This window comes from Micromonospora sp. NPDC023888 (assembly GCF_040639415.1).
In the GTDB taxonomy this organism is placed as follows: domain Bacteria; phylum Actinomycetota; class Actinomycetes; order Mycobacteriales; family Micromonosporaceae; genus Micromonospora.
Window position 1 is genome coordinate 17,460 of record NZ_JBEZZW010000060.1, and the last position, 12,445, is coordinate 29,904.

Below are 12,445 nucleotides of genomic sequence, written 5' to 3' on the forward strand. Positions count from 1 at the left end.
ATGCAGACCGTTCAGCGCCGTACGCTGCCGCTGCGTCTCCCGCGGGTCCGCCCCGGTGGCCTCCTGCCGATCCTCGCGATTCTCGCGGTGCTTGTGGTGCTCGTCGGCATTCGACAGCCCGACTTCCTCGCGCCTCCGTCGCTGATGTCGTTCCTCGGACGTTCGGCACCGATCATCCTGCTCGCCGCCGGCCAGTACTTCGTGATCGTCTCCGGCGAATTCGATCTGTCGGTCGGTTCCCTGGTCACCGCGCAGGTGGTCGTGGCGGCCCGGCTCATCGACAGCGACCCGACACGTACCTGGCCCGTGGTGCTGCTCCTGCTCGCCTTCGGCGCACTCGTCGGGCTGGTCAACGGTCTGATCACGACCCGGCTGCGGGTGCCGTCGTTCATCACCACCCTCGGCATGTTCCTGATCCTGGTCGGCGCGGTCTACCTGTGGTCCGACGGTGCGCCGAAGGGTGGGCTCTCCGAGGAGTTCCGCCGGTTCGGCCGGCGGGCCTTCGAGGACGTGCCGGTGCTCGGTCGCGTGCCGTACGCGCTGCTGGTCCTGGTGGCCCTTGCCGTGGTGGCCGTGCTGCTGATGCGCTCCGACTTCGGCCGGACGCTCGTCGCCGTCGGCGACAATCCGCGCACCGCCGAGTTGAGCGGCGTACGCGTCTGGCGTACCCGCACGATCGCCTTCATCCTCAGCGGGCTCGCGGCGGCGGTCGCGGCGATCCTGCTGGGCGGCTACAGCGGCGTGTCGTTCCAGGCCGGCGCGGGCCTGGAGTTCGGTGCGATCACAGCGGTCGTCCTCGGTGGCGTCGCGCTGGGCGGAGGTCGCGGTTCGGTCGTCGGCGCGATGCTCGGTGCGCTGACCCTCGAACTGCTGTTCGCCCTCATGAATTTCTACGGCGTCTCCGGCGCCCTCAGGTCGACCGTCCAGGGCGGGATCATCCTGCTCGCCGTGGCGGTCTCGGCAACGCGTTCTTCGTCGAGATAAAGGGGAACCATAGTGCGACGTTCCATGGCGGCCCTGGCCGCTGTCACCTTGCTGTCCCTCGCCGCCTGTTCCACCGATGAGCCGGGCCCGAGCCCCTCGGGCAGCGCCTCCGCTGCCGGCTCGGGCACCGGGGAGCAGTCGAAGTTCTTCGTGCAGGCTGACTACGACGCCGAGCTGTCGCTGCTCGACGCGACCCCGACGGGTCCCGCCGACAAGCCGTGGGAGCAGGTGCTCAACCCGAAGATGGCGGACACCGCCAAGTTCAAGAAGAACGGCCCGCACAAGATCTGCTTCTCGAACGCGGCGCTCAACAACCCGTGGCGGCAGGTCGGGTTCAAGACCATGCAGGCCGAGGTCGAGGCGCAGAAGAGCCGCATCAAGGAGTTCGTGCACGTCGACGCCGAGGGCAAGGACCAGAAGCAGATCGCGGACATCAACGACCTGCTCGGCAAGGGCTGTGACGCGCTCATCGTGTCGCCGAACACCACCGCCACGCTGACCCCGGCCGTCGAGGCGGCCTGCCAGGCGGGGCTGCCGGTCGTCGTCTTCGACCGTGGTGTCAACACGAAGTGCCCGGTGACGTTCATCAACCCCATCGGCGGCTACGGGTTCGGCCACGTCGGCGCCGAGTTCGTCAGCCAGAAGATGAAGCCCGGCGGTAAGGTCCTCGCCCTGCGGATCCTGCCGGGTGTGGACGTCCTGGAGACCCGCTGGTCGGCGGCGAAGGTGGCGTTCGACAAGGCGAAGGTCGACGTCGTCGGCGTCGAGTTCACCGACGGCGACCCGGCCAAGACCAAGAAGATCGTCGACGACTACATCCAGCGGTACGGCACGATCGACGGCGTCTGGATGGACGCCGGGGCGGTGGCCGTCGCGGCGGTCGAGGCGTTCCAGGACGCGGGCAAGCCCGTCCCGCCGATGAACGGCGAGGACCAACTCGACTTCCTGAAGATCTGGAAGGACAAGAACCTCACCGCCATCGCGCCGACCTACCCGACCTACCAGTGGCGTACGCCGATCATCGCCGCGCTGCGGATCCTCGACGGCGAGCAGGTCTCCAACCCGTGGAAGCTGCCGCAGCCGACCGTCACCCAGGACAACCTGGACAAGTACCTCGACGCGAGCATGCCGCCGCTGCACTACGCGATGTGCGGCTGCACCGACCTGCCCGGCTACCCGCAGCGCTGGAAGTAGGAACAGATGTACGCCATCGGCGTCAACCCGTGGGTGTGGGCCTCGCCGGTCGATGACAAGGCCCTGGCCGAGTTGATCCCACGGATCGCGTCGTTCGGCTTCGACGCGGTCGAGCTGCCGATCGAGCAGCCCGGCGACTGGGACCCGGTCCGCACCCGGGACCTGCTGGCCGAGCACGGTCTCGTCGCCGCCGGCGTCTGTGCGGTCACCTCGCCCGGCCGGGATCTGGTGAACGCCGCCCCGGCCGTCGTGGAGTCGACGGTGGCGTACCTGATGAGGTGTGTGGCGGACGCGGCGGCCGTCGGCGCTGGATGCGTCGGCGGCCCCGTGTACGCCTCGGTCGGCCGCACCTGGCGGATGTCGCCGGCGGCTCGCGCGGCCTGCTACGCGGACTTCCGGCGCGCCCTGATGCCGGTGGCCGACCTGGCGGGCGAGCACGGCGTGAGCATCGGTGTCGAGGCGTTGAACCGTTACGAGACGAGCGTCGTCAACACGATCGAGCAGACGGTCGAGTTGATCGACGGTCTTCCGTCGAGCGTCGGCATCATGATCGATACCTATCACATGAACATCGAGGAGGCAGACCCCTACGCGGCCCTCGCGGTCGCCGGCCCGTACATCAAGCACGTCCAGGTCAGCGGCACCAATCGGGGTGCGCCCGGTGCCGACCACTTCGACTGGCCCCGGTTCTTCACCGTCCTGCGGGACACCGGTTACCAGGGCGCGATCTGCATCGAGTCGTTCACGGGGGAGAACGAGGCGATCGCTACCGCCGCAGCGATCTGGCGTCCGTTGGCACCCTCACAGGACCGTCTCGCCACGGACGGCCTGCGCTATCTCCGGGCGGTCCTCGGGTAACCGCCGCCCGGGATCCTGCCCGCCACCCCCCTCTAGAGTCAGGAGCACCGTCCCGTGTCCGTCTCGTCCACTCCACCGCTGCGGCGGCTGTTGGCCGGCGCCGCCGCGTCAGCGTTGACCGCTCTGGTCGCGGTGACCGCCTCGGCGTCCCCCGCGCTCGCCGCCACCACCACCCTCTACGCGTCGCCCTCCGGCACCGGCACGAGCTGTTCGGCTGCCCAACCCTGTTCGCTGTCCGCCGCGCAGACCGCGGTCCGGGCAGCCAACAGCACGATGTCCGGTGACATCGTCGTGGAGTTGGCCGACGGTGTGTACCGGCTCTCGTCGCCGATGCGGCTGACCGCGGCCGACTCCGGCAACAACGGCTACCAGGTGATCTGGCGGGCGGCCGCCTCGGCGCGTCCGACGATCACCGGCGCCCGTGCGGTCACCGGCTGGTCACTCGTCGACTCCGGGAAGAACATCTGGCGGGCCAACGTTCCCGCCGGGCTCGACTCCCGTCAGCTCTACGTCAACGGGGCCGTCGCCACCCGGGCGCGTACCGCCGTCAACCGGGCCGACTTCACCTTCACCACCTCCGGTATGCGGTTCAGCAACAGCGCGCTGAACTACCTCAACAACCTCGGCAACCAGAACCGGGTCGAGGTGGAGAGCGTCGGCTCGTTCACCGACCGGTACTCGCCGGTGCAGAGCATCAGCGGCAACTTCCTGACGATGCAGCAGCCCGCCTGGAACAACAACACCTTCGGGTTCGACACCCTGTCCCGCCCGCACCGCGCCGGCCCGTTCTACCTGGCCAACGCGTACGAGTTCCTGGACTCGGCGGGGGAGTGGTATCTGAACCCGAGCAGCGGCCAGCTCAACTACATCCCGCTCGCCGGGCAGAACATGAGCACCGTGAGCGTGGAGCTGCCGCAGTTGCAGTCCCTGGTGAACGTCGGCGGCACCCTCGACGCGCCCGCGCACCACATCTCGTTCAGCGGGATCACCTTCACCGGCACGAGCTGGCTCGGCCCCAGCAGCAGCAACGGCTTCGCCGACCAGCAGACCGGCGCGCACATCGTCGGCTCCTGGGCCCGCCCGTCCGACGCGCTGACCTCCTGCCAGGAGGGCTGCCCGCTGTTCGAGGCCACCCGCCCGAGCTGGGCGCAGATGCCGGCCGCGGTGCAGGTCTCCGCCGCCAACACCATCTCCTTCAGCGACTCCCAGTTCGTCAACCTGGGGCAGACGGCCATCGGCATCGGCAACGACGCCAACGCCCACGCCAGCGGCGTCGGCCTGGGCGCCAGCAACATCACCGTCACCCGCTCCGAGATCGCCCGCAACTCCGCCGGTGGCATCGTGGTGGGCGGCGTGCGTGCCGACGCCCACCACCCGAGCGACCAGCGGATGGTCAACCGCAACATCACCATCAGCAACAACCGGGTGCACGATCTCGGCCTGGAGTACCGGGGTGTCGTCTCGATCCTGACCACCTACGTGAACACCTCGCTGGTCTCGCACAACGAGGTCTACAACATGCCGTACACCGGTCTGTCGGTCGGCTACGGCTGGGGCGCCAACGACGCCGGCGGCAGCCAGCACTACGCGAACCGGGGCCTGTACAACTACCAGCCGCGCTACACGACGGCGACCACCGCTGCCAACAACCAGGTCGTCGGCAACTACATCCACGACGTGATGCAGCAGATGACCGACGGTGGCTGCATCTACACGCTGTCGGCGAACCCGGGCGGATCCATCACCCAGAACTACTGCCTGCGGACCAACGGCTGGTTCGGGCTCTACTTCGACGAGGGCTCGCGCTACTACACCGCCCGCAACAACGTGTTCTCCTCGACCGGCACCTGGGCGACCGCCAACTACTTCTACGCCGAGAACATGGGCAACTTCACCGTCACCAACAACTGGTCGACGAACGGCAGCACGAACGTGACGAACGGCGACCGCGGCAACGTCGTCAACAGCAACGTCACGGTCAGCAACGGCAGTTGGCCGTCGGGCGCGCAGACCGTGATCAACACGGCTGGCGTGCAGAGCGGCGGCAGCACCAACCCGACGAACGTGCAGCTCGTGGGCGTCCAGTCCGGCCGCTGTGCCGAGATCGGCAACTCCAGCACGACCAACGGCACGCAGGCCCAGATCTGGGACTGCATCAGTGGCGCCGCCAACCAGCGGTGGACCCACACCGCGAGCCGGCAGCTCATGATCTACGGCACCAAGTGCCTGGACGCCTCCGGCCAGGGCACCACCAACGGCACCACAGTGGTGATCTGGGACTGCAACGGTCAGGCCAACCAGCAGTGGAACATCAACGCCAACGGCACGATCACCGGCGCGCAGTCGGGTCTCTGCCTCGACGCGAACGGCGCCGCGACGGCGAACGGCACGAAGTTGATCCTCTGGGCCTGTAGCGGCGGCACCAACCAGCAGTGGCAGGTCCGCAGCTGACGTAACCGAGGGCAGCAACGGGTCCGGGCTGGGGTGATGTCGCCCCAGCCCGGATCCGCGCGGTGTGCGGCGTGTGCCGCGAGGGTAGGGAGGGAGTGGACAGGGGCCGGTCCGGCGGGGTGCTGCCGGGTGGCTGCCTGTTCGTCCCTTTCCCCGCCGGCCTTTGCCGGCCGCCGACAAGGACTATGCGATGACGCAGCCGAGAGCGGACCCCGCCGACGCGTTGGCCGAGCTGGGCCGGATCAGACTTGACGAGATCACCCTCGACGACATGCTGCACCGGATCGCCACGCTTGCCAATCAGAGCGTTCCCGGCTCTCGGGACGTCTCCGTCACCCTGGTCCGGGACCGGGCTGGGTGGACCGCCGCGTTCACCAGCAAGCTGGCCCGCGAGCTGGACGAGTGGCAGTACGAGCAGCAGCGGGGCCCGTGCCTGGACGCCTCGGTCAGCGGTGACACGATCTCGGTGCCGGACATGGCCGTCGAGCAGCGCTGGCCGGAGTGGGCGCAGCGGGCGGGCGCCGCCGGGGTGGGCAGCTCACTGTCGATCGGGTTGCCGATCCAACAGTCGGTGGTGGGCACGCTCAACGTCTACGGCGGCTCGGCGAACGCCTTCGATCCAGCAGCGATCACGGTCGCCGAGCGGTTCAGCGCGTACGCGGCGGTGGCACTTGCCAACGCCCACACGTACGACAACGCCGCCACCCTCGCGGAGCAGATGCAGGAGGCGATGCGGAACCGGGCGGTGATCGAGCAGGCCAAGGGAATCATCATGGGGGAGCGGCGTTGCTCGTCGGAAGAGGCGTTCGCGCTGCTGTCGAAGATCTCCCAGGACACCAACCGCAAGGTGCGTGATGTCGCCGCGGCCCTGGTCGCCAGTGCGGTGGACAGCACCCGAAGGTGAGGGTCGGACCCGGCCATGGACGGGCCGCCCGTGCGTCGGCGCGGGCGGCCCGTCGACAATCGGGGTGCGGCGGTGACGCCGTGCGGCGACGTGGAACAGCCAGTCCGGCCGGGTACGCGGTGTTACGGGGATACTTCGGGCAGGTTTCATTGATGCTCTTGACAGGCATTGTTAGCGATAACACGATGGCCTTCACGCCGCTCTCGCGTCTGGAGTCCACCTTGGCCGTGTCGATCCGCCTGCGAGCTTCCAGCCTCATCCGCAGATCCCTGCCGACCAGCCTGAACGCCGTGCTCGACCACCTCGCCGACGCGTTGACCCGCCTCGGATCCACAGTCCACACCCGTCCGCCCGGCCCGGTGCGCACGCTCGCATCAGTCGCCGTCGTCCTCGGCGCGAGCCTGGTGGTCACACCCGCCGCCGCGCACGCCGCCGAGGCGTGGACACCCCGCTCGTCGTACACCTCGACCGACACCGGCGCCGGCACCTACTCGGTGCCGCTGCTCAACGCCGACGTGCCGGACATCAGCGTCGAGCGGGTGCCCGCGGCCGAGAACGACGAGGGCCGCGACATCTACTACATGATCAGCACGACGATGCACCTGAGCCCGGGCGCGCCGATCATGAAGTCGTACGACCTCGTCAACTGGGAGATCGTCAACTACGTCTTCGACCGGGCGAGCATCGGCGACTCGTTCTCGCTGCGCAACGGCCAGAACTCGTACGGCCAGGGCCAGTGGGCGTCGTCGCTGCGCTACCACGACGGCATGTTCTACGCCGTCTTCAACACCAACAACCTCAACGGGGCATACCTCTACCGCACCGACGACATCGAGAACGGTGCGTGGCAGCGCACCGCCCTCGGCCGTGGTCTGCACGACCCGTCGCTCTTCTTCGACGTCGACGGCACGCCGTACATCTTCTACGGCTCCGGCGGCACCAGCGCGGTACGCCTCAACGCCGACCTGACGGCCGTCGCGCAGGACTATCCGAACATCTTCACGGCGAACAACTACGCCGGGCAGCCGTTCATCGGCGGGCTGTTCGAGGGCGCGCAGGTCTACCACATCGACGGCTGGTACTACGCCGTCATCATCACCTGGCCGTCCGGGCAGGGACGCCAGGTCGTGATGTTCCGGTCGAAGGACCTGCTCGGGCGCTACACCTCGGCCGGCGGAGTCAACACCTACGAGGCGCGCGGGGTGCTCAACTCCAACGGCTTCGCGCAGGGCAGCCTGGTGCCGATCAGCCGCGCCGACGGCCGGACCGACTGGCACGGCATGTTCTTCCGCGACACGTTCCCGATCGGGCGGATCCCGGCGCTCATCCCCGCCACCTGGCAGGACGGGTGGCCGACCTTCGGCACCAACGGCGTCGTGCCGGTCAACGGCGTGTTCGACAAGCCGATCCCGCTCAGTCCGGCCGAGGAGGTCTTCGAGCGCCAGAAGAGCATCGTCGCCTCGGACGACTTCGCCAACGACGCGCCGCACAAGGCGTACCAGGACGAGCAGTGGACGATCCCCGAGACGATCGACCCGGCGGAGGTCGCCCCGAACGGGTCGCGGCTGGACCTGGCGTGGGAGTGGAACCACGCACCGGACAACAGGTACTGGTCGCTCACCGACCGCGACGGCTGGCTGCGGTTGACCGCCGGCAAGGTGGTCACCGGCCAGTACGTCTACACGAAGCTGTCCAACCGGGCCGAGCTGGCCTGGTTCGAGGAGGCCCGCAACACCCTCTCGCAGCGGACGTTCGGGCCACGGCAGTCGGTGGAGACCCGGATGGACATCTCCGCCATGAAGAACGGTGACGTCGCGGGCCTGGCCGCGTACAACCGTGGGTTCTCGTACGTGGCGGTCAAGCGCGTCGGTGGCGTCAACACCCTCGGCGTGGTCAACCGGTCGCAGCCGTTCGCGGTAGACCTCGACCAGTCGACGTTGGAGAACTTCGTGGCGGGCACGACCGTGGCGCTGGGCGACGCGACCGAGGTGCACGTGAAAGCGGATCTCGACTTCTCCTCACCGGTCGGCCAGTTGTGGACGACGTTCTACTACAGCCTCGACGGGTTGACCTGGACCCGGCTGGGTAACCGCGTCGGCCCGCAGGCGCTGGACGGCAGCCTCGCGCACTTCATGGGTCACCGGGTGGGTCTGTTCACCTACGCGACGCAGGAGACCGGCGGGCACGTCGACTTCGACAACTACCTGCTCAGCGACACGCTCACCGCGCAGGGCCGGCCGCTGGACACCACCGCCCTCGACGCGGCCATCGCCCACGCGCAGACCCTCGACGCGCGTCACTACCCGGCCGACGCCTGGGCCGCCACGCGGTCCGCGCTCGCGGCGGCGACGTCCGCGCGAGCCGGCCAGTTCGGCACCCAGAACCAGGTCGACGCCCCGGAGCGGGCACTCAGCTACCAACTGGCCCGGCTCGGAGTGCTCGCGACACTGCCGGTCACGGCCACCGCCCAGGCGCGCTGTCTGGCCGGCAAGGCGTACGTGGCGGTGCAGGCGCGCAACGACTCGGACGGGCCGGTCGGGATCGCCGTGGAGACCCCGTACGGCAACCGGTCGTTCGCGACAGTGGCACCGGGGGCGAACGTCTACCAGTCGTTCCACACGCGCGCGACGTCGGTGCCGGCCGGCTCGGCGACGATCCGGGTCACCGGAGCGGTCGGCGGCCGGGACGTGACCACCGTGCACACGGCGCAGCACCCCGCCATCACCTGCGGCGGATAACCCCACCACGAGCCCTCGGCTCATCGACCAGCATCACCGGCGACCGGTCGTGCGGCGCGGAACAGCGGACCTGTCCGCGCCGCCGGCCGTGGTCGAGCCGGTGGCGGTCGACCCCTGATGTCCGGACCACCCACAGCCACCGATCCCCCGTACACCGATGACCGCACGTCAGAGATGAAGGAGGATGTCTCGTGGAACAACGAAGGCGACGCGCGACCCGAGGACGGGTCGCAGCGCTCGCGACGGTCGGCCTGATGCTGGCCGCAGGGTTCGTCACCGGGGCGGCGCCGGTCCAGGCCGCCGACACGAATCTCATCGTCAACGGCGGGTTCGAGGACGGCCTGGCGAGCTGGTTCGTCAACAACGGAAACTCCTCCGACGGCGCCCAGCTGTCGGCCACGTCGGATGCCTACTCGGGCGCGAACGCCGCGCTCGTGACCAGCCGCACGACGACCGGATCCGGGCCGATGCAGGACCTCAGCGGCAAGGTGCAGGCCGGCCAGGCCTACACCCTGACGGCCCGCATCAAGTACGAGAACGCGAGCGGACCCGCCACCAAGCAGTTCTTCGCCACCATGCACTACGGCGGCGGCACCTACACCAACCTGCTGAGCGTGACGGCGACGAAGGGCCAGTGGGCGCAGTTCAACGGGACGTTCACCATCCCGGCGGGGCAGGCCGTCTCGACGGCGCGCCTGTTCTTCGAGACCCCGTGGACGGCCACCCCGTCCACCGATCCGGACCTGCACCTCATGGACTTCAAACTCGACGACGTGTCGGTGGTCGGCGCCGCGCCGCCCGCGCCGGCGTCGAAGACCATCGAGGTCGTCGGCAAGCTGCCCGGGGAGCACAACCCGTTGATCGGGCACAAGTTCGGTGCCGACGGCTTCGGCTTCGTGCACGACGGCCGGGTCTACATGTACATGACCAACGACACCCAGGGCTACGCTCCGAACCCGACCACGGGTGTCTCGCCGGGGATCAACTACGGCGACATCAACCAGATCACGGTGATCTCCTCGGCGGACCTGGTGAACTGGACGGACCACGGTGAGATCCAGGTCGCCGGCCCGAACGGGGTGGCCCCGTTCACCGCCAACTCGTGGGCGCCGGGCATCACCAAGAAGGTGGTGAACGGTCAGGAGAAGTTCTTCCTCTACTACGCCAACGGGGGCGGCTCCAGCAACGTGATCACGGGTGCGTCGCCGCTGGGCCCGTGGACCAGCGAGCGCACCAGCACGCTGATCAACGGCAGCACCCCCGGTGCCGAGACCGTCGCGTGGAAGTTCGACCCGGCCCCGTTCGTGGACGACGACGGTCAGCCGTACCTCTACTTCGGTGGTGGCCCCGCGTCGACGAGCATGCCGCCGGCCGAGCGCTTCAACAACCCGAAGAACATCCGGGCGATCGAACTCGACGACACCATGGTCGCCACCCAGGGAACGGCAGCGGTGGTCGACGCCCCTGTCGCGTTCGAGGCGGGTCACGTCTTCAAGCGTGAGGGCAGGTACTACTTCTCGTACTCGTCGCACTTCGGCGGGAACGACTTCGGTGGCAGCCAGCAGCCGCTGCCCGGCTACCCCGGGGGTGGCCAGATCGGCTACCTGATCTCCGACAACCCCATGTCGTGGCCGAAGGAGACCTACGCCGGTGTGCTCTTCCCGAACCAGTCGCAGTTCTTCGGGGCCGGCACCGGTGGCAACAACCACCAGTCGGTCTTCGAGTTCGAGGGCAAGTACTACTTCACCTACCACGCCCCGACGTTGAACAAGCGCATCAACGGCAACACGACGCAGGGCTACCGCAGCCCGCACATCCAGGAGTTGGCCTTCAACCCGGATGGCACGATCCAGCAGGTCGTCGGCACCTACGCTGGTGTGAACCAGGTCCGCGACTTCGATCCGTACCGCGTCTTTGAGGCCGAGACGTTCGGCTGGAGCAAGGGCGTCGCGACCACGAAGGTCGACGGCAGCTCCGCCCAGTTCGGCGGCGCGGCACCGAACCTGGTGGTCCGTGACATCGACAACGGCGACTGGACCGCGCTGTCCTCGGTGAACTTCGGCGACAAGGGCGCGCGGAGCGTCACCGCGAAGGTGCGAGCACTCTCCGCCGGCGGACAGATCCAGGTCCGGCTGGACACCGCCACCGGTCCCGTTGTCGGCACGGTCGCTGTCGACGCAACGGTCGGCCAGTGGGCCGAGGTGACCGCCGAACTCGACGGCGTCAGCGGCGTGCACGACGTGTACTTCACCTACACCGGCCCGGCGGGCGTCGACCTCTTCGAGATCGACAACTGGTCCTTCCAGGCGGCCACCCTCGAACTGCCCGTCACGGTCACCGCGTCGGCGCGGTGCGTCGGCGGCAAGGTCTACGTGGCCGTGCAGGCGCGCAACGACCATGACGCGCCGGTGGGGATCTCGCTGGAGACCCCGTACGGCGAGCGCTCGTTCGCGGCCGTCGCGCCGGGCGCGAACGCGTACCAGTCGTTCAACACGCGTGCCGTCTCCGTGCCGGCGGGTTCGGCGACGGTCCGGGTGACCGGGGCGGTCGGCGGACAGGACGTGACGACCGTCCGCACCGTGCACCAACCCGCCGGCACCTGCGGCGGATAACCCCTCATGGCTGAGAACGGAGACCACATGAACACAGACAAACGGCGGCAGCGACTCGCGGCCGGTGCCGTCGGCGCGGTGCTGGCCGGGGCCGCGGTGCTGCCGTCGCCCGCCCTGGCCGAACCGGACGACGACGCCAGCGTGCGGGTCACCGTCGACATCGACGAGATCAGGGAACCGGGCGTCCTCGCCCTGTCCATCGCCGGCGACGCCGTCGCGCTGTCCGAGGACGGCTCGACCCTGCTGGTCCGCCAGTTCGTCGGTACGCTGCCGACGGTGACGGTCACCGACACCCGCGTCGCCGACGAGGTGCCCGACGGGGCAGGTTGGGCGGTGCTCGGCAGCGCTACCGACTTCGCGGGCAGCTCCGGGCAGGCGCCGATCACCGCCGACCACTTCGGCTGGAAGCCCCGCCTGCTCGACGGCGGGGAGACCGGCCTGGTCACCGAGGGCGAGGAGGTGGTGACCACGCTGGACGAGGCGACCCTGCCGGGCAACAACGTCGGCCTCGTCGACCAGGAGCTGCTGGTCTCGGCCTTCGACTCCGAGGCCGTCGCCAGCGACTCGTACTCCGTCAACGCCGACCTGTACCTGCGTACGCCGGCGGAGGTCGCCGCCGGCGAGTACAGCTCGAACGGCCTCCTCCCCGGGCGACCGCCACCTCCACGGCGGTGGTGAACGACAGCACGTCCACCACCACCAGC

The 12,445-nt window shown here is 69.0% G+C and carries 8 protein-coding genes; all 8 read left to right on the forward strand.

Annotated features, from left to right (window positions below; translation table 11 throughout):
• The 8 genes from AB0F61_RS32420 (at position 1) to AB0F61_RS32455 (ending at position 12,419) form a co-directional block, all read left to right on the forward strand.
• Complete coding sequence (locus AB0F61_RS32420) at positions 1 to 984, forward strand: ABC transporter permease (RefSeq protein ID WP_357817674.1); 984 nt, start codon at positions 1 to 3, stop codon at positions 982 to 984.
• A gap of 12 nt (positions 985 to 996) precedes the next feature.
• Positions 997 to 2,178: an ABC transporter substrate-binding protein gene (locus tag AB0F61_RS32425; RefSeq protein ID WP_357817676.1), complete on the forward strand. Its 1,182-nt coding sequence runs from the start codon at positions 997 to 999 to the stop codon at positions 2,176 to 2,178.
• A gap of 6 nt (positions 2,179 to 2,184) precedes the next feature.
• Positions 2,185 to 3,036: a sugar phosphate isomerase/epimerase family protein gene (locus tag AB0F61_RS32430; protein ID WP_357817679.1), complete on the forward strand. Its 852-nt coding sequence runs from the start codon at positions 2,185 to 2,187 to the stop codon at positions 3,034 to 3,036.
• Positions 3,037 to 3,090: 54 nt separating this feature from the next.
• Complete coding sequence (locus tag AB0F61_RS32435) at positions 3,091 to 5,487, forward strand: RICIN domain-containing protein (protein WP_357817682.1); 2,397 nt, start codon at positions 3,091 to 3,093, stop codon at positions 5,485 to 5,487.
• A 190-nt stretch (positions 5,488 to 5,677) separates the two neighbouring features.
• Positions 5,678 to 6,391: a GAF and ANTAR domain-containing protein gene (locus AB0F61_RS32440; protein WP_357817684.1), complete on the forward strand. Its 714-nt coding sequence runs from the start codon at positions 5,678 to 5,680 to the stop codon at positions 6,389 to 6,391.
• A 185-nt stretch (positions 6,392 to 6,576) separates the two neighbouring features.
• The gene (locus tag AB0F61_RS32445) at positions 6,577 to 9,129 is read left to right on the forward strand and encodes a family 43 glycosylhydrolase (protein ID WP_357817686.1); all 2,553 of its coding nucleotides are present in this window, start codon (positions 6,577 to 6,579) and stop codon (positions 9,127 to 9,129) included.
• 191 nt (positions 9,130 to 9,320) lie between these two features.
• Positions 9,321 to 11,741, forward strand: a complete 2,421-nt coding sequence (locus AB0F61_RS32450) for a family 43 glycosylhydrolase (protein WP_357817689.1) — start codon at positions 9,321 to 9,323, stop codon at positions 11,739 to 11,741.
• A gap of 27 nt (positions 11,742 to 11,768) precedes the next feature.
• Positions 11,769 to 12,419 carry a hypothetical protein gene (locus AB0F61_RS32455; protein WP_357817692.1) on the forward strand — a complete coding sequence of 217 codons (651 nt, stop codon included), beginning with the start codon at positions 11,769 to 11,771 and terminating at the stop codon, positions 12,417 to 12,419.
• Positions 12,420 to 12,445 lie beyond the last annotated feature (26 nt).